The following is a 16768-nucleotide window of genomic DNA, read 5'->3' as shown; positions in this document are numbered from 1 at the left end:
GCCAGCCAGGCCTGCACCGCCTCGTAGTCGTTGTCCGCGGTCAAGGTGCACGTCGCGCGCGGGGCGCGAAAGCGCCCTTCGGAGCCGTCGACCTGATGGGGCAAGCGTAGTTGCTCCCACGGCACGACGCTGCTGCGCCGCTCCTGCACGATCAGCGCGCGGGCCCGCTCGGTCAGCTCAGGATGCGCGGCGAAGAACGCCTCGATCTGTCTGGCACCGGTAGCGCCCAGCCCGGGGATGGTTGCCCACCAGCGTCGACGCCTGGGCACGCGCACCGTCAGCGCCGCCAGCGTCTCGATGCCGTGGGCGCGCAAGGCAGCGACGGCGCGAGCCGGCAGCCAGCGACTGATGTCGTCGGTGATCGCTGGCTGTGGCGTGGGCAGCGTGCGCAAGACCTCAATAGCACGGTCGGCCGCCCTGCCCTGCGCCACCCGCGCCGACGCCGGTATCTCGAACAACGCGGCCAGATCGTCGCGGCCGCGCTCGCGTGCCAGCGAGGCGAGCCGGCGGCGAATGCGGCCCAGCACGGCGCGCGAGGATTGGCCGCGCGCCCTCTCCTCTCCCAGGTATTGCGCCACGGCTTGCCGGGAGCTGAGGCCGGCATGCCAGGCACGCAGCGCGGCCAGGGAGGCGGCATCGGGGAATGCCGTGGAAGCATCGGCGGAGGCCGTATCCATACCCGTGCTGGCGGCAGATGCGGAGTTCGGTAGGGTCAGGCGCGATTTCATGGGCGCCAGTTTAGCGCACCGAAATGGCTATTATGATAAGCATACTGTGCCGTTCGTATTTTGGCGAGAATGGCTCGGAGCCCCGCTAGGCTCTACAAACCTTGACCGTCTTGTAGAACATTGATGACGCCCACCGGGGAACGTCTATCGAACTCGGCCATCGCAATGCGGCATTGGTAACGCCTGTAATGATCTCTACACAGTTGTAGAACACGCTACGAAGGCCTACGCTTGCAGCGATGACATACCTCGCTGCTCCCTGGCTCCTCCTTCTCGTTACGCTGCCCGCTGGCAGCACCACCGCTCGCATGCGGTTATGGCGCGCCGTGAATGCGCTTGGCTGCGCCACGCTGCGCGATGGCGCCTACTTGCTTCCTGCGTCCCCCGAACGCGCCGAGCGGCTGAACCTGTTGGCCACGGATGTGCGTCGTCACCAGGGAGAGGCTTGGCTCTTGGCTGTCAGCGCCGATGGGGAGCAGGAGCGCGCCTTTGCACTGTTGTTCGACCGCTCGCCGGACTACGCCCAGTTGCAGGCGGACATCGATCAAAGCGGCGCCGCTCTTGCGCAAAGCAATGCCGCCGAAGTCCGGCGCTTGCTTGACCGTTACCAACGCGCCATCAACGCCATTCGTGCCGTCGACTTTTTTCCCAACGACGCGTCCAACCGAGTGTCCGCGAGCTGGGACGCATTTCAGCGCGGGGCCGGTCGGGTTCTCTCGCCAGGTGAGCCGCACGCGGCGGACATGGGCATCGTTCCCAGGGATCCCGCCCAGTACCAGGGACGCCGCTGGGCAACACGGCGACATATTTGGATTGACCGCATCGCCTGCGCCTGGCTGATTCAGCGCTTCATTGATCCGCACGCGACATTCCTCTGGCTTGCTGATCCGCAGGCGTGTCCCGATGACGCGCTTGGATTCGATTTCGACGGTGCCGCTTTCACGCACGTGGGCCAGCGCGTCAGTTTCGAGGTGTTGTTGGCCAGCTTTGGGCTGGAGGAAGACCGCGCCCTTGCCCGCATCGCCGCGATCGTCCATGCCCTGGATGTCGGCGGGGACCCGCCCGCGGAGGCCGCCGGTCTCGAAGCGATGCTGTCAGGGCTGCGGCAGACCGCTCGGGACGACGACCAATTGCTCGCCGAAGGCATACCGGTTCTGAGCGCGTTGCATCGTCATTTCAGCACCCGGCCCAAGCGCTGATCTCTCACTTACCTATGCACCAATGAAAGCCGATCGCACTACCGTTCCGTCCCCCTCAGGGGGGTCTTACACCCTGTGGCAACTGGTGGCGTACATGCTGCGCCTGGGCACCCTGGGCTTTGGCGGCCCCGTGGCGTTGGCTGGCTATATGCATCGCGACCTTGTCGAGTCGCGCAACTGGTTCACCGAGGCCGACTACAAGGAAGGACTGGCCCTGGCCCAATTGGCGCCCGGCCCGCTGGCAGCACAGCTTGCCATCTATCTCGGTTTTGTCCACTACCGTATTGCCGGCGCGACCCTGGTCGGCATCGCCTTTGTGCTTCCGTCCTTCCTCATGGTGTTGGCGCTGGGTTGGGCATACGTGCGCTTTGGCGGCCTGACGTGGATGCAGTCGGTCTTCTACGGCGTGGGTGCCGCGGTGATCGGAATTATCGCGATCAGTGCGTACAAGCTGACGCGCAAGAGTGTTGGCGGTGACCCCTTGCTCTGGACCATCTATGCCGTCCTGGTCGCGGTCACCATCATCACGGAATCAGAGATCGCGTGGCTGTTCATTGCCGCCGGCGTCCTCGTGTGGTTCTGGCGCGCGCCGCCGAAGTGGTTCAAACAAGGTGGCATGCCGATCGCTGCTGCGTGGCAAATTGCGCCGGGCTCGGGAATTTTGACCAACTTCGATTTGCCGTTGCTGACGCAGATTGGGTTGTTCTTTGCCAAGGCTGGCGCCTTCGTCTTCGGCTCGGGCCTTGCCATCGTTCCGTTCCTGTACGGCGGCGTCGTGACCGAGCATCAATGGCTCAACGAAAAGCAGTTCGTCGATGCGGTAGCGGTGGCGATGATTACGCCGGGTCCCGTCGTCATCACGGTGGGCTTTATCGGCTATCTGGTGGCTGGGCTTCCCGGGGCCATCGTCGCTTCGTTGGCCACCTTCCTGCCGTGCTATCTGTTCACCGTGATTCCGGCGCCCTACTTCAAGAAGTACGGGAAGCTGCCTGCCATTGTCGCCTTCGTGGACGGCGTGACAGCCGCCGCAGTCGGGGCCATCACGGGCGCCGTCGTTGTGCTGGCTAAACGTTCCATTATCGATGCACCCACACTGGTGTTGGCGATCGTGACCGTGCTGCTGCTTTGGCGATTCAAGAAGTTGCCGGAACCGGCGATTGTCGCTGGCGCCGCGGCAGTGGGTCTCCTGGTGTATCCGCTGCTGCGGTCCTGAAACCCTGATGCGGGCGGCCAGGCACCCGTACCCATGAGGAGACGACCATGAAATGGGTCACCCGCGAAAGGCCAAAGATCGACCGCATTGCCTGTCCTTGGCTGATCGCCCGCTATATCGATGAGACGCCTGAGTTTTTGTATGTGCCGCCGGCCGACGTATTGGCTGTTGCACAAAGCACTGGCGCCGTTCCATATGATGTGCCCGATGTGGAGTTGTCGCATGTCGGCGACCATTGCAGCTTCGATGCCTTTCTCGATAAGTACGGATTAGCCGAGCCGGCCCTGCAGCAGCTTGCCGCCATCGTGCGTGGCGCGGACACATCGAGGCTGGACCTCACGCCACAGTCGGCGGGACTTTATGCCATCTCGCTCGGTTTATCGCGGCGCTTTGCCGACGATCACGAGATGCTTCGCCATGGCATGGTTCTCTACGATGCGCTGTACGCCTGGTGCAGGGATTGCCAATCGGAGACGCACAACTGGCCACCAGCGCAACGCATCTGAACGCAGCAGCTGGCAGCCTGCTGCGAGATCAATGGCAATGTCGAATGCCAGTCTTGTGGTCCATATGGCAGCCATTTCGATCGGTGCCGCCGCTATGCGACCACGCCGCAGTAGACGCGAAACCGAGGACCGCAAAGATAAGAACAATGGCGCTGCGCAGCATGATGTCTCCGTCCGTCTAGTGTTGATTTGACGGTAAGGTAGCACCGAAGACGCATTTGGCCATCCCTTCGCAAGGAGGGATGGCCACCTCCTCAAGCGCGGAGGCTTACTTCACCGCGAACCTGACGGTTACGGTTTTGCCATCGGCAAAGGCGACATTTGCCACCACCTTCGCACCGGGAGCCACGGCGATTTGTTCGGCGCCCACCAGCACATTTCCTTCCGCGGGCTTGAGCGCCGTCTCGCTCTTCTTGCTGCCATTGAGCACCGTCAGCTTGCCGCTCGCGCCCGCGACCGACTTCTTCTGGTCATGGTCGTCCACGTACAGGCTGACGTTGCCGTCCTTTGCCACCAGTTCGAACTGCATATCGCTCGCCGTCTGCACGACGCCGCCGTACTGCGCCGGCTTAGCGCCGTGCGCCATCGCCGTGCCCGAGATCGAGATGCAGATTGCGGCCAGCGCCGCGGCAATGCGTTGGTTCATAGTCCACTCCAAAAAACAGTGGGCGGCTCGAGGGCGCCGCCCTGACCCATTTCAATAGGCGTGCGTGCCGGCTTGGCCGGCGAGTTCTTCGATGGATTCACGCCCGAACAGCCATACCGCCAGCGGCGTCAGCACGGTGTCCAGCAAGGTCGAGCTGACCAGCCCCCCGAAGATCACGACGGCCACCGGATGCAAGATCTCCTTGCCGGGCGCATCGGCCGCCACCAATAGCGGCGTCAGAGCGAATGCCGCCACGAGAGCGGTCATGAGCACCGGGGTCAGACGCTCCAGCGAGCCTCTGACGATCATCGGCATGCCGAACGACTCCCCTTCGAGCCGGCAAAGATTGATGTAATGGCTGACCTTGAGAATGCCATTGCGCGTCGCGATGCCGGTCAGCGTGATGAAACCGACCATCGATGCGACGGACAACGTCAGGCCCGCGGCCCACATCGCAATGACGCTGCCAATCAGCGCGAAAGGTATGTTGGCCATGATGATCAGCGTCAGCCGATGCGCGCGATATCGGGAATACAACACCAGGTAGATCAACGCCAATGACATGACGGCCAGGAGAGCAATCAGCTGCGTAGCCAGCTCCTGCGCCTGGAATTGCCCCTCGATGCTGACGAAGTACCCGCCCGGCAGACTGGACTGCGCGACCGCGCCCCGTACTCCGGCGATGATGCGGCCCATGTCGGAGCCGTCGGTATTGGCGTAGACGACGATTCGTCGCCGGCCATTTTCCCGGCCGATCTGATTGGGGCCATCGCCCTCTTCCACCGATGCGATGGCGGCCAGCGGCACGGGCCCGCGTGGCGACTGGATCATGATGCGCGCCAGATCCTGTGGCGTGCGCTGCGTTTCGGCCAGCCGCACAACGAGATCATGACGTCTCACGCCCTCGATAACCTGGGATGCCCGTGCGCCTTCGGAGAGCGTCTGCATGGCGCCCAGCGCATCGCCGGGCGTGATGCCATACTGCGCGGCCTTTCGATAATCCAGGCGCACGTTCACCTGTGGAATCAATACCTGTCTCTCGACCGTGATGTCGACCAGGCCGGGCACCTGCGCCAGGCGACCGCGGACGGATTCCGCCAAGCCCCGCAGGGTATCGAGGTCGTCGCCGTAGATCTTCAGGGCGATCTGCGCCCGCACGCCCGACAGCAGATGGTCCAGGCGATGAGAGATCGGCTGCCCGATGGCGACGGATGCAGGCAGCGAGGAGAGTTGTGCGCGGATGGCGGCCATGACTTCCTCGCGGCTGCGATCGGAACGCTTCAGGTCGACATCGATCTCGGACGAATGCACCCCTTCGGCATGCTCGTCGAGCTCCGCGCGGCCAGTACGGCGGCCCACCTGCGTGACTTCCGGTACCTGGCGAATCAGCGATTCGGCCAAGGCGCCCATGCGGTTCGCCTCCGTCAGCGATGTGCCCGGATTGAACATCAGGGACATGACCAGCGAGCCCTCGTTGAAAGCCGGCAGGAAGGCCCGCGGAAGCCACGGTATCGATGCCGCCGCGATAAGCGCGGCGATCCCGGCGCCAGCGAGAATGACCCGGGCACGCGGAAACGACCAGTTCAGCACGCGCGTATCGACCCGCTTGAGCCATCGCACCAAGGGACTATCGGGATGGTCCAGGCGCTTCATGCCGGGAAGCAGGTAGTAGGACAGCACCGGTGTGACGGTCATCGACACCAGCATCGACGCAAGGATGGACACGATATAGGCCACGCCCAATGGCGCGAACAACCGGCCCTCGATGCCTGGTAGCGCAAACAGCGGCACGAACACCAGGACGACGATCAACGTGGCATAGACGATGCCCGAGCGCACCTCCACGGACGCGCGCCAGATCGTCTCCAGTACCGCAGGCGCCTCCGTCATGGTCTTGCGCTGCTTGAGCCGGCGCAGGATGTTCTCCACATCGACCACCGCATCGTCGACCAATTCGCCAATGGCGATGGCCAAGCCCCCCAGCGTCATCACGTTGATCGACTGGCCCAACACGTGAAAGGCCAGCGCCGTCACGGCCAGGGACAGCGGAATGGCGATCAGAGAAATGGCGGTCGTGCGAGCACTGAGCAGGAAGGCAAAGAGGATGATCGCGACCATGATGGCGCCGTCGCGCAGTGCCTCAACCACATTACCGATGGAAGCCTCGATGAAATCCGCTTGCCGGAACAGCACGCGCGGCGCTTCCAGGCCCTTGGGCATGCCCTGCTTGAGCTCGGCCAGCGCCGCTTCCAGTTCGCGTGTCAGCTTGACGGTATCGGCGTCCGGTTGCTTTTGCACACTGACAATAACGGCCGGCTTGCCGTTGAACCCGGCGTCGCCGCGTTTGACCGCGGGGGCATGGCGCACACTGGCGACCTGCTGGAGCAGCACCGGGGCACCATCGCGATATGCGACGGCCAGCCCGCCGAGATCATCCAGGCGCGTCGTACGGCCCAGGTTGCGAATCAGATATTCCCGGCCGTTCAGGTCGATGAAGCCGCCACTGCTGTTGCTGGCGAAGTCCCGCAGCGCGTCGGACAACTGGCCGAGCGAGATACCGAACTGCGCCATCCGTGCAGTGTCCGGTTCAACCCGAAGCTGACGGACTTCGCCGCCAATGGGAATCACCTGTGATACGCCCGGCACCGACAGCAGCCGCGGGCGCAGAACGAAATCGGCGTACTCGCGTGCCACCATCGGGCTGACGCTCTGAGCGTCGATCGGCAAGGCGATGAGCATGATCTCGCCCATGATGGACGAAACCGGCCCCATGATGGGCGTCAGTCCACCGGGCAATTGCTCCCGCACCAGCGCCAGGCGCTCCGACACCAATTGCCGGTTGCGATAGACGTCGCTCCCCCAATCGAATTCGGCATAGACAATCGACAGTCCCACGCCGGAGACCGAACGCACTCGCGTCACGCCAGGCATGCCATTGAGCGCGGTTTCGATGGGAAAGGACACCAGCAACTCGACCTCCTGGGGCGCCATGCCGCCTGCCTCCGTGATCACCGTCACCAGGGGCTTGTTGAGGTCCGGAAACACATCCACGGGCGTACGCCAGGCCGTCATGGCCCCGAACGCCATCAAAATCGTAGCCAGGGCCAGCACCACCAGCCGGTTGCCGAGGCTGGCACGAACTATCCAGTTGAACATGCCCGCCCCTACCGAATCTGGTTGATCAACGAGGCACCGCTGACCACCACGCGGTTCTCGGGGGACAGACCGTCAACCACGACGACATTGCGCGCATCCAGGACACGTACCTGGACGGGCTGTGCGATAAAGCGCTGGGTCCCGGACTTGATCCAGACACTGGTCTCATTGTTCTGCCCGCGGACCACCGCTTCGCTTGGCAGCACAATTCCCTTCACCGTGTCGGTCAGGTGCGCAACGACGGTCACGGGTTGCCCGACCGCAAGAGGGAGCGACGTCTGGCCGGCAAGCCGGAACGTCAGCGGTACCGCGCCGTTGCGCAAGCTGCGGCCCGCGCCGACAAACTGCAACGCCCCGCCCTGCACGTTTGCCAGGGCTCCATCCCGGATCCGGCCAGCGAGCGAGGCGTCGGCGCTCTGGGCCTCCACCATCAAGCGGGTCGGGTCGACGATTTCATACAAGACGTCATCACTTGCGGCGACTTGACCTGCGACGACGTTGGCCGAGGCGACAATGCCGCTCGCCGGCGCGCGCAGCGCATCGGTCTGATGCAGGCTGGTTCCCACGGCGGCGCGCTGACCGGACAGGCTCTGGACTTCGGCGCGTGCAGCTTCGATGTCCTTGCGGGGGATGCTGTCCTGCAGCGACTCCAGCCGCTGCAGGCGCTGTTGCGCGAGCTTCAAATTCGCGCTCAGGTTTGCCAGTTGAGCTTGCTGATTGCCGATGTCGAAAGGTTCGTTCTTGTGCCGCAACACCGCCATGACGTCGCCCTTTCGCACACGCTGGCCCAGCACAGGGAATCCGCCCGGCGGCGCCTCAAGCCAGCCGGGGTGTCCGGCCTGCAAGCGGCCACCCGCGTTCGGGTCCATCACCACAGTCGCATTGAGCTCCAGCGACACAGGATGCTCGCCAGCTTGCGGCATGATGGTACGAATGGCCATCCGGCGCTGCGCCAGCTTGGGCACCTGCACGCTGCCATCAGGAAGCCGCGCGAGCCCGGCCGCTGCAGTTGGCGCGGGTCCGTCAAGATGCTCGCCGTCGGGACCATGGGCGCCCGGAGCGGCCCAGGCGGGAACGATGGCGCTGAATTGGGCCGCGGCGGCGGCCACCAGCAGCGCCCGGCAGAATGTCGTGTTTTTCATGTGATGTCGGCCTATCGGTTCATCGCGCCAGTCCGACGGCGATACCGGCGGATCATGACGAACAGCCCCAGTGCGAGGACCACTGCGATCGCAGCGCCGGCCCAGGGCTTCCAGGCAACGTGGTCGTGGCCGTGTTCGTCGCCACCAACGGTGATACGCCCCTCGATCAGATCGGATTCGGCGCCGGCAACCAGCGTAAAGACGAGCGCATGCTGCCCCGGTGCCTGCAGCGCCTTCAGCAGTGCCGCATCGGTGAAGGAAAAGTCCCCCAAATCGGCATGCAGCTTGGCCTGCGCCTTGATTTCCCCTAGCTCGACCTCTAGCGTGCCTGCTGTCACTGGCTCGTTGGTCGCATAGCGATCGACGAGTATGGATAACTCATCGTCGTAGAGCGTCCCGACTAGCTCGAACGCTTCGGTGTTTGCTTCGATGGTCGGCCTTGTGGTCCCGGCCGAAGTTGCGGCCGGGGCGTCAAGATGTTCGCCACTTGGGCCGTGCGCGCCGGGGGCTGCGTATCCAAGGCCGCATCCGAACAGCAGCACAAGCGCGATGAGGCAACGATTCATGGCAATACTCCCAGAGCCTGATTGAGATTGGCGATGGCAGCGCCGCGCCGCGCGCGCTGTCGCGCTGCGTCGGCTTCGGCTTCCAGCGCCTGGTTTTGTGCGCGCAATACCTCGGTCAGGCCGATTTCGCCTGCATCGAAGGTCTTGCGCAGGAGGACCGCGCGCTCGGCGAGCATCGCGCTGCGCTGCTCACTGAGCTTGAGCTGCTGCTCCACCAGCGTGAGAGCCTGTCGCGATGCCTCCGCTTCGGACTGCACCACGCGCTCCATGCGCTCCCGCTCCGCGCGTGCGGTCATGACTTCGGTCTGAGCGGCAGTTTCCCTTGGCAGATTGCGGGCGTCCGTCGCAAACGGAATCCGAATGAACACGCCCACGGTCTGGTCGGACGGCGCGCCGCCACCGGCCGCATCACGGCGATAGGAGACCCCTACCTCCGGAGCGTCCCGGCGGGACTTCTGCAGATACCCGAGTTGTCGTTGCGCGCGGAGCAGGCCTCCGGCGGCGGCTTCCAGCGATGGGTGGGCCGAGACGGCCTCGGGCATGGCAGGTCGCTCCTCGTAGCGCAGCGGCAGCGCGGAGGCACCGGTCAATTGGAACAGCCGTGTTGACAGTTCGGTCATCCGTGCCTGGCTGTCGGTCAACAACGCGCGCGTGGCGAGAAGATCCTGATCCGCTAGCAGCAGATCGGTCCGGGCAAGATCGCCGGCGGAAACCCGTCGTGCCACATCGTCGCGCAAAGATGTGGCGTTTAGCACGCGTCGGCGCAACACTTCCTGCTCGGCCGCAGCCGCCGCAAGCTGCCAGACCCGATCCCGCAATTCGCCGGCAACGGCCAGCCTGGCAAGTCTCGCTCTGGCATCCGCCTCCGCCAGCTGGGCGTCAGCGAGCTCGCCCCTCGCCGCTCGCTGACCCGGCAGCCAGATAGGCACGCCAAGCGCGACTTCGCTTTCTCGAACGCCCCGCCCGTCCGTGAACCGGTCCCCACGATGACGCAGGTCGGCGACGGGAGGTCCGGCGATCAGCGAATCCGCCTGAATACGACTTGCAGCGGCCTCCTGTCGCCGCCCCTCGGCCGTCTGGAGCGCGACCGAACGCTCCCATGCGACCTCGAACAGGGACTGCAGGTCCGCTGGCGCGGATCGCTCAGCGGGCGCTTGGGCGTATGTAAGGGGCGACAGCACGAGCGCTGCCACCAGAAGTAGAAATGATCTCTGCATGAAAAACCCCAACGCGAATGGCTTGAAGAAGCAATGCGACGGGGCGCGACCCGTAAAAAGGCGTCGCAGCAGACGAACAAACGAACGCTACCCCGTCGTCAGACAGGAGCGTGAGGTGGGCGTAATGGTGGTGTGCCGGTAGGATCCGGTATCACAGCGCCGTCAAACAGGGGCGTCTGGTAACGCGGCGGCAGGACGGGAAGCGAGTAAGCCAGGCTTACCGTTCCCAAGAGGTTCGAGGCGAGCTCGAAGTCCAACTGGTGTGACGCCGAGGCGCTGGAGTCGTCCTCGTGGATATCGCCATCGTCGTCATGATGATGCGGCACGTGCTCGGCGTGGACAACCATATGGTCCAGCACCGGGCCGGACGCATGCGCGAATTGCCGCTCCACTGCAGCGAGAGCCTGCAGCGGGAGCATCAGCATCAAAAGGATGGCAACAATTCGCGACATGCGCCGGATTCTACAGGAATATGCCGGCGTCATTGGCGCACCCCTGCCGCGTAAAGGGCCGCCCAATCACCTGGTCGCCTCAATTGTCGGATGCGCGCGACAATGCCATTCCGCTATGCCAACCGCAATACGCCATGTCACTACGCTTAGCATCCCCGGCGCTCGCTGCCGCGATACTTTTTGGAGCCAGCACTCCGCTGGCCAAGGCTTTGACCGGGGGAATATCGCCGCTGATGTTGGCGGGACTGCTTTACTTGGGCAGCGGAATCGGCCTGCTCATCGCAATTGGTGCCCGCCGACTCTTTGGTGCGCGTCAAAGCGCCGAAGGCGGCACGCTTGCCATTCCCCCCGCAGAGTGGCCGTGGCTGCTTGCCGCGATTATTGCCGGGGGCGTCGCCGGCCCGGCCCTATTGATGACGGGCCTGAACGAGACAAGCGCCGCGACCGCGTCGCTGCTGCTGAACGTTGAAGGAGTGTTGACCGCCGTGATTGCCTGGGTGGTCTTCAAGGAAAACGCCGATCGTCAGATCGTTCTAGGGATGGTCGCGATCGTGGCGGGCGGGCTCCTGCTCTCGTGGCAGCCGGGCGAAGTCAGATTCGCATCGGGGGCGATTCTGGTCGTGGCAGCGTGCCTTTGCTGGGCCGTCGACAACAACCTCACACGCAAGGTTTCCAACAACGACGCGCTGGTCATTGCCTGCCTGAAGGGACTGGTAGCCGGCGTCTGCAATACAAGCTTGGCATTTGCCACCGGCGCGGATCTGCCGCCGTTTGCGAGCACACTGGCTGCCATGGTCGTGGGCTTCGCGGGATACGGCGTCAGTCTCGCCCTGTTCGTCATAGCCTTGCGCTGGCTGGGCACTGCGCGGACCGGCGCCTATTTTTCGATTGCGCCGGTATTTGGCGTCGTCATATCGCTGGCGATATGGCCCGACGTGCCAGGCGTCACGTTCTGGCTTGCCGCAGCTTTGATGGCACTCGGCATCTGGTTGCACCTCCGGGAACGGCACGAGCATGAGCATACCCATGACCCGCTCGAGCACAGCCATGCCCACCGGCACGACGCGCACCATCAACATGAGCATGACTTTCCGTGGGAAGGGGCCGAACCGCACCGCCATTGGCATCGGCATGAGGTGCTGATCCATCGGCATCCGCATTATCCGGACACGCACCATAGGCACAGCCATTAGGACACGTTCGAACCCGCCGAAAAGTCGCTATGCGGCGCTGCGTGGATCAACGCCATATTGGCGCACGTGTGTGCGCCACCCCACAGAAGCGAACCGGCGCGGCTACATCGCGCCTGGGCCGCCTCGCCCAACCCGCACAGCCCCACTGTATGGGCGGATTCGGAACCAAGGTACCAGCCCACGGGGAACGGTGGGTGCAGCGTGACGGACCTGTAATACTATGGCTACCCTCACCGCTTAACTGGCATGACTAACTTCGTTTTCGCGCTGACGCCGGCGCAACAGGCTGCGGTGACGGCGCGCCGGATGGCGCTGCAGCTGTCCGCACGCCAAGCGAGGTTCTTGGCCGTGGCTGCTGACCCCGATGACCCGCTCGGCATTGTGCGCGTGTTAGGACTCGACATCTCGACGCTGCAACCCTTGGCACCGCGCCCCTGGCTCGACATGGCTGCCCGCACAGCTAGCGTCAGCTACCGCGGTTCTTTGCCGTCGGACGTGCTGGCCTCCATGCTGGCCGAAGGCCGCGTGGTGTCCGAGTGGTTCCCTCATCTCGGGCACCTGCTGGATGAGACGCCGCTTTCACTGCTGATTCTCGCCATCGAGCAGCTCGCTAACCAGCAACACCTCCCCTTCACAACGCTCTGGCGGAATCTCGGGCAACTAGCGCAGGCGTGTCAGTCCCATCGGCTCGCGGGCTGGCTGGAACTGTTCGCCGAGCATGACACCTGATCGCTGACGGCCTCGTCCAGTCAGCGCCGAAGTCGCTGTCGCACGGTAATTTGCAGCGGACCATCTTTGCCGCGCAATCGTTCGGGTAGCGCCCGTGCCACGACACCATGCGACAAATCGCCAGGCCGTATGTGCGCAGACCACTGACCCAGGTCACGCTCATTGAGGGTGAGAGACGCGTTAAACGCGGACATGGCCCGCCACACCAGTTGCCGAAGGCCACGCGCGCTATAGTGTGATGGTTGCGTAGCAGTCGCGACCATGTTGGTTCGTGGCGCGCGAACGCCCCGCAGATAACCCAACGCATAGCAGAGCGGGTCATCGCGATCGCGCCAGTGAGCGTGCAGCGCCGCAGATAGCCGCCGGCTCACCGGCACCGCCCGCTCGATTTCTGCACAGATTTGTTACAATTTTTAACTCGATGAGCCAGCCCTCTTTTCATTGTGAGCGGCAATGGGAAACCCCGACGAACTAAGCAGAGAAGACCTGTTGCTCCGCCTCATCGAGCGCTACGTCATGATTGGTGGCCGTTACTACCGTGACATACCGGCGGAACAACAGGCGCAATACCTACCCGACGTCTGCGAGAGCGAATCGTATCGATGTGAACGGTTGCGACAGCTGCTATATGAGCACGGCGCATTTCGAGGAGTGCCTTTCCGAAAGGGACCGATCGAGGTGATGGACGCCTTTATTGCTCAAGGTCCGCAGCGGCTTGCGGCAGAGCGCGAGAGACAGCGCGCCAGTGCCGAAGAAGACGAGCAAATGCGGAACCGACTTCTTGCACGGCAAAGAGAGCGGGAACCTGAGATTGACAGGACCGCAGACAAGCACCGCCGGCTGAGCTGGCTACCTTATGAGTCGGGGCCCGAAGGCCAGATTCTCGACCTCGTCAGTGCAAGCGTCAAGAAGTTGCACGCGGTCCAAATCGCCAAGCTGCTCGAGATGGAAGTAGCCGATGTCCTGGAAGGACTGGCGTCGCTGATCAGGTCAGAACGCATTATTGCGAGCGGCGACGGCACGTTTAAACTGGCAGACGAATAACCTGCCGGGGAGACACGCCCCTTCGCACGCTACCTGACAGACTGAAGATGTAACATGGCCGCCGTACATCCAAAGAACACTTTAAGTTGAACCGTTCAACGGAGTAACAATTTTCTGCAAAGTTTGTTCAACTAAATTTGTTACTAGGCAAGCGACAAGCAGCGTCACGCCGTCAGTGTGTGAGTAACAAAATTACGCAAAACAACGGCACCCGTTAATTTGCATAAATTTGTTACCCGATTTTGCATAAATTTGTTACCAGCCCCTAGGCGCACACCTTTCGGATGCTGGCAGTTTCGATGAGGACACAGCCGGCGACTATGCTGGGAGCGCCGTGTGCTCTCTCTACCGTTTGCACGTGCTCGCGCGTCCCGTCTGCGAGATACCCCTGTCCGAGTTGTCGGCCTCTTTGCTAGCCGTGTAAAGTGACGCAAAGTTACTTTAAGACACCTGCCGTGGCGTGGCAGACAATTCCGGGAGCGGACATGGAGTCAGCGGAGCCTTGGTCCCAGGGCGTGCAATTATTGTCTTGGCTGGCGCGCGAGCCATGTGTACGAAATCCGGATGCGGTAGCGCGAGCTTGGGAGGTGATGGCCCCTGCCGCACCGACGCTGGCCGATTGCGGACGGATGTATGCAGCCTATGGCCGGAGCTTTTCGGTCGCCCAACTGCGCTACATCGCGCAGCATTCGGCAGCGCTGTCGCTGGCGCGCTGGGCGGCCTCCGGTTGGCCTTATCTGCGGTTCAATGAGGATCTGGGCTTTACCGCCGGGCCCACCTACGTCGAGCTCCGCCCAGGTCAGGTGACATCCAGCTTCTGGGCATTTTGCTTCGGCACCGTGACCATGTTCAGCCTGGCCGTCGCGGCATTCACCTATGGCAAGACTTCCGGCGGCGTGAGCGGTTTGGTGCTGGCGGCCATCTGCTTGGCCTTTCTGATGCTCGAGTTCGTCGATTTGCGCAGCCGTCACCATGCACGGCGCGCGATCGCCCTGTGCGCGGCGGGGCCGCACGCCGACAGCATGACGATCGCCGTGATGCCAACCAGGGGATTCGGCTTGAAGGATTCCGTGTTTTGAGCCAGAACCGCTCGGCAACTAAGGGCAAGATTGCACCCCCTTGTTCGTCCGTACAGCTCGCTGTGGGCGCCCTTGCGGTGTCATTTAAGCCCCAAATGCCTCTCCGATCTGCCGGGCCCGTTTGACCTCATCGCTATGCAGGTAGACCGACGTCGTCGACACCGAAGCATGCCGCAGATTGTCCCGGACGATGGTCAACTCGGCGCCCCGATCCAGGGCGTGCGTGGCGTGCGTATGCCGCATCCAGTGCGGACTGGCACGGCGCAGCTTGTCCGCAGCCGCAGGATGGTCCGAACCAATGATGTCAGCGGCCAGCTTGAAGAACCGCTTCACGACCTGCCATAGCCGCGTGCTCGTGATTCCTGAGCCGGACTCGTCGCTCAGGTCACCGACCAGGCGAATCTCCGGACGCCACAAGCGCCGGCTGATGGGCAAACCGCGTTCGGACAGATAGCGCTCCAAGGCCCGCCGGGCCAACGGCGGCAAGGCCACCTTGCCGATGCGCCCGCCCTTCCCGGTCAGCTCGAGCCATTCATCGCCTTCCGCGTCGGTCCAGATATCGCCGAGCGTGGCCCCTACCAGCTCGCTGGGCCGGAGCCCCGTCGCATAGGCAAAATCCAGCATGAACCGCAGGCGCTGCGCCGCGGCAGCCTCCCAGCCGTGGGACCACTCGAGCCCGTCGGCGATGGTCCGCACCAGCTTCCACTCGCCGTCGGTGAAGGCATGCGAGGTATCGACCGCCGCGGTGCGACCGCCACCGCGCACCTTGATGCCGGCAAAGGGGTTGGCCAGCACGTAGCGTTGCTCGACCAGCCAGCGGAACATCGCCCCCACGATTGTCAGGGCATGGGCCACCGAGCGTGCGGCCAGCGCACCGGTGAACGGCCTCCAGTCCGGCGACGAGCGCGGGCGTGGCGGCCCGACCCACCGCTCTCGTGGCGTGGGCCGGCGCAGGAAGGCGCGGTAGGCCACGGCGTCTTCGGTGGTCAACGACGACAGCGGCCGCTGACGCTCCACGATAGCCCACAGAATCAGCCGTTCCGCTTCCTTGCGGTAGGTGCGATGAGTGGCCGGCGACTCGTGCAGCGCCAGCCAGGCCTGCACCGCCTCGTAGTCGTTGTCCGCGGTCAAGGTGCACGTCGCGCGCGGGGCGCGAAAGCGCCCTTCGGAGCCGTCGACCTGATGGGGCAAGCGTAGTTGCTCCCACGGCACGACGCTGCTGCGCCGCTCCTGCACGATCAGCGCGCGGGCCCGCTCGGTCAGCTCAGGATGCGCGGCGAAGAACGCCTCGATCTGTTTGGCACCGGTAGCGCCCAGCCCGGGGATGGTTGCCCACCAGCGTCGACGCCTGGGCACGCGCACCGTCAGCGCCGCCAGCGTCTCGATGCCGTGGGCGCGCAAGGCGGCGACCGCGCGCGCCGGCAGCCAGCGGCCGATGTCGTCGGTGATCGCTGGCTGTGGCGTGGGCAGCGTGCGCAAGACCTCAATAGCACGGTCGGCCGCCCTGCCCTGCGCCACCCGCTCCGACGCCGGTATCTCGAACAACGCGGCCAGATCGTCGCGGCCGCGCTCGCGTGCCAGCGAGGCGAGCCGGCGGCGAATGCGGCCCAGCACGGCGCGCGAGGATTGGCCGCGCGCCCTCTCCTTCCCCAGGTATTGCGCCACGGCTTGCCGGGAGCTGAGGCCGGCATGCCAGGCACGCAGCGCGGCCAGGGAGGCGGCATCGGGGAATGCCGTGGAAGCATCGGCGCAGGCCGTATCCATACCCGTGCTGGCGGCAGATGCGGAGTTCGGTAGGGTCAGGCGCGATTTCATGGGCGCCAGTTTAGCGCACCGAAACGGCTATTACGATAAGGATACTTATCTCAATAGCGTCGCTATTGGCAGCGGGATCCGGC

16 protein-coding genes are annotated in these 16768 nt (G+C 63.9%); 7 read left to right on the top strand and 9 right to left on the bottom strand.

Annotation, left to right across the window (positions count from 1 at the left end):
* A partial coding sequence (locus tag AC6EI8_RS03330) for a phage integrase family protein (RefSeq protein ID WP_498381265.1) occupies nucleotides 1–728 on the bottom strand: 728 nt, incomplete at its 3' end.
* 239 nt (nucleotides 729–967) lie between these two features.
* Between AC6EI8_RS03330 and AC6EI8_RS03325 the strand changes: the two genes are divergently transcribed.
* The 3 genes from AC6EI8_RS03325 to AC6EI8_RS03315 are packed head-to-tail and all read left to right on the top strand — an operon-like array spanning nucleotide 968 to nucleotide 3646.
* Complete coding sequence (locus tag AC6EI8_RS03325) at nucleotides 968–1927, top strand: chromate resistance protein ChrB domain-containing protein (RefSeq protein ID WP_053821819.1); 960 nt, start codon at nucleotides 968–970, stop codon at nucleotides 1925–1927.
* A gap of 22 nt (nucleotides 1928–1949) precedes the next feature.
* Nucleotides 1950–3140, top strand: coding sequence for a chromate transporter (locus AC6EI8_RS03320; protein ID WP_053821818.1), 1191 nt, complete (start codon nucleotides 1950–1952; stop codon nucleotides 3138–3140).
* A gap of 47 nt (nucleotides 3141–3187) precedes the next feature.
* Nucleotides 3188–3646 carry a chromate resistance protein ChrB domain-containing protein gene (locus tag AC6EI8_RS03315; RefSeq protein ID WP_053821817.1) on the top strand — a complete coding sequence of 153 codons (459 nt, stop codon included), beginning with the start codon at nucleotides 3188–3190 and terminating at the stop codon, nucleotides 3644–3646.
* A gap of 28 nt (nucleotides 3647–3674) precedes the next feature.
* Here AC6EI8_RS03315 and AC6EI8_RS03310 read toward each other — a convergent pair whose 3' ends face one another.
* The 7 genes from AC6EI8_RS03310 to AC6EI8_RS03280 all read right to left on the bottom strand — a co-directional run bounded on the left by AC6EI8_RS03310 (nucleotide 3675) and on the right by AC6EI8_RS03280 (nucleotide 10825).
* Entirely contained in the window at nucleotides 3675–3809 is a 135-nt protein-coding gene (locus tag AC6EI8_RS03310) for a YHYH domain-containing protein (RefSeq protein ID WP_099047658.1), read from the bottom strand.
* A gap of 105 nt (nucleotides 3810–3914) precedes the next feature.
* On the bottom strand, nucleotides 3915–4292 hold the full coding sequence (locus tag AC6EI8_RS03305; RefSeq protein WP_053821816.1) for a hypothetical protein: 378 nt from the start codon (nucleotides 4290–4292) through the stop codon (nucleotides 3915–3917).
* A gap of 51 nt (nucleotides 4293–4343) precedes the next feature.
* Nucleotides 4344–7448 (bottom strand): efflux RND transporter permease subunit, encoded by a 3105-nt coding sequence (locus AC6EI8_RS03300; protein WP_053821815.1) that lies wholly within the window; start codon nucleotides 7446–7448, stop codon nucleotides 4344–4346.
* A gap of 8 nt (nucleotides 7449–7456) precedes the next feature.
* A complete protein-coding gene (locus AC6EI8_RS03295; RefSeq protein WP_053821814.1) occupies nucleotides 7457–8590 on the bottom strand; it encodes an efflux RND transporter periplasmic adaptor subunit in 1134 nt (377 codons plus the stop codon).
* 11 nt (nucleotides 8591–8601) lie between these two features.
* Nucleotides 8602–9156, bottom strand: coding sequence for a hypothetical protein (locus tag AC6EI8_RS03290; RefSeq protein ID WP_053821813.1), 555 nt, complete (start codon nucleotides 9154–9156; stop codon nucleotides 8602–8604).
* Nucleotides 9153–10373, bottom strand: coding sequence for a TolC family protein (locus AC6EI8_RS03285; RefSeq protein ID WP_061959896.1), 1221 nt, complete (start codon nucleotides 10371–10373; stop codon nucleotides 9153–9155). Before AC6EI8_RS03285 ends, AC6EI8_RS03290 begins: the two co-directional genes overlap by 4 nt.
* Before the next feature lie 98 nt (nucleotides 10374–10471).
* On the bottom strand, nucleotides 10472–10825 hold the full coding sequence (locus AC6EI8_RS03280; RefSeq protein WP_053821811.1) for a hypothetical protein: 354 nt from the start codon (nucleotides 10823–10825) through the stop codon (nucleotides 10472–10474).
* A 134-nt stretch (nucleotides 10826–10959) separates the two neighbouring features.
* Between AC6EI8_RS03280 and AC6EI8_RS03275 the strand changes: the two genes are divergently transcribed.
* The 4 genes from AC6EI8_RS03275 to AC6EI8_RS03260 all read left to right on the top strand — a co-directional run bounded on the left by AC6EI8_RS03275 (nucleotide 10960) and on the right by AC6EI8_RS03260 (nucleotide 14870).
* Nucleotides 10960–12018, top strand: coding sequence for a DMT family transporter (locus AC6EI8_RS03275; RefSeq protein WP_053821810.1), 1059 nt, complete (start codon nucleotides 10960–10962; stop codon nucleotides 12016–12018).
* 246 nt (nucleotides 12019–12264) lie between these two features.
* Entirely contained in the window at nucleotides 12265–12747 is a 483-nt protein-coding gene (locus tag AC6EI8_RS03270; protein ID WP_053821809.1) for a hypothetical protein, read from the top strand.
* 453 nt (nucleotides 12748–13200) lie between these two features.
* Nucleotides 13201–13791, top strand: a complete 591-nt coding sequence (locus AC6EI8_RS03265; protein WP_053821808.1) for a hypothetical protein — start codon at nucleotides 13201–13203, stop codon at nucleotides 13789–13791.
* A 590-nt stretch (nucleotides 13792–14381) separates the two neighbouring features.
* On the top strand, nucleotides 14382–14870 hold the full coding sequence (locus tag AC6EI8_RS03260; RefSeq protein ID WP_144425799.1) for a hypothetical protein: 489 nt from the start codon (nucleotides 14382–14384) through the stop codon (nucleotides 14868–14870).
* An 84-nt stretch (nucleotides 14871–14954) separates the two neighbouring features.
* On the opposite strand, the gene AC6EI8_RS03255 is transcribed toward AC6EI8_RS03260, so the two are convergent.
* The gene (locus tag AC6EI8_RS03255) at nucleotides 14955–16685 is read right to left on the bottom strand and encodes a site-specific integrase (protein ID WP_082371469.1); all 1731 of its coding nucleotides are present in this window, start codon (nucleotides 16683–16685) and stop codon (nucleotides 14955–14957) included.
* Nucleotides 16686–16768 lie beyond the last annotated feature (83 nt).

Source organism: Cupriavidus sp. R6-3 (assembly GCF_059772245.1).
The sequence above is the reverse complement of the archived record's forward strand: the minus strand, read 5'-3'. Positions and strand labels throughout refer to the sequence as shown.

Bases quoted from the DNA above. Each gene is read 5' to 3' on its own strand.
- AC6EI8_RS03260 (WP_144425799.1), top strand. From the start codon at position 14,382: ATGGCCCCTGCCGCACCGACGCTGGCCGATTGCGGACGGATGTATGCA.
- AC6EI8_RS03295 (WP_053821814.1), bottom strand. From the start codon at position 8,590: ATGAAAAACACGACATTCTGCCGGGCGCTGCTGGTGGCCGCCGCCGCG.
- AC6EI8_RS03310 (WP_099047658.1), bottom strand. From the start codon at position 3,809: ATGCTGCGCAGCGCCATTGTTCTTATCTTTGCGGTCCTCGGTTTCGCG.
- AC6EI8_RS03270 (WP_053821809.1), top strand. From the start codon at position 12,265: ATGACTAACTTCGTTTTCGCGCTGACGCCGGCGCAACAGGCTGCGGTG.
- AC6EI8_RS03290 (WP_053821813.1), bottom strand. From the start codon at position 9,156: ATGAATCGTTGCCTCATCGCGCTTGTGCTGCTGTTCGGATGCGGCCTT.
- AC6EI8_RS03320 (WP_053821818.1), top strand. From the start codon at position 1,950: ATGAAAGCCGATCGCACTACCGTTCCGTCCCCCTCAGGGGGGTCTTAC.
- AC6EI8_RS03300 (WP_053821815.1), bottom strand. From the start codon at position 7,448: ATGTTCAACTGGATAGTTCGTGCCAGCCTCGGCAACCGGCTGGTGGTG.
- AC6EI8_RS03305 (WP_053821816.1), bottom strand. From the start codon at position 4,292: ATGAACCAACGCATTGCCGCGGCGCTGGCCGCAATCTGCATCTCGATC.
- AC6EI8_RS03325 (WP_053821819.1), top strand. From the start codon at position 968: ATGACATACCTCGCTGCTCCCTGGCTCCTCCTTCTCGTTACGCTGCCC.
- AC6EI8_RS03265 (WP_053821808.1), top strand. From the start codon at position 13,201: ATGGGAAACCCCGACGAACTAAGCAGAGAAGACCTGTTGCTCCGCCTC.
- AC6EI8_RS03280 (WP_053821811.1), bottom strand. From the start codon at position 10,825: ATGTCGCGAATTGTTGCCATCCTTTTGATGCTGATGCTCCCGCTGCAG.
- AC6EI8_RS03275 (WP_053821810.1), top strand. From the start codon at position 10,960: ATGTCACTACGCTTAGCATCCCCGGCGCTCGCTGCCGCGATACTTTTT.
- AC6EI8_RS03255 (WP_082371469.1), bottom strand. From the start codon at position 16,685: ATGAAATCGCGCCTGACCCTACCGAACTCCGCATCTGCCGCCAGCACG.
- AC6EI8_RS03315 (WP_053821817.1), top strand. From the start codon at position 3,188: ATGAAATGGGTCACCCGCGAAAGGCCAAAGATCGACCGCATTGCCTGT.
- AC6EI8_RS03285 (WP_061959896.1), bottom strand. From the start codon at position 10,373: ATGCAGAGATCATTTCTACTTCTGGTGGCAGCGCTCGTGCTGTCGCCC.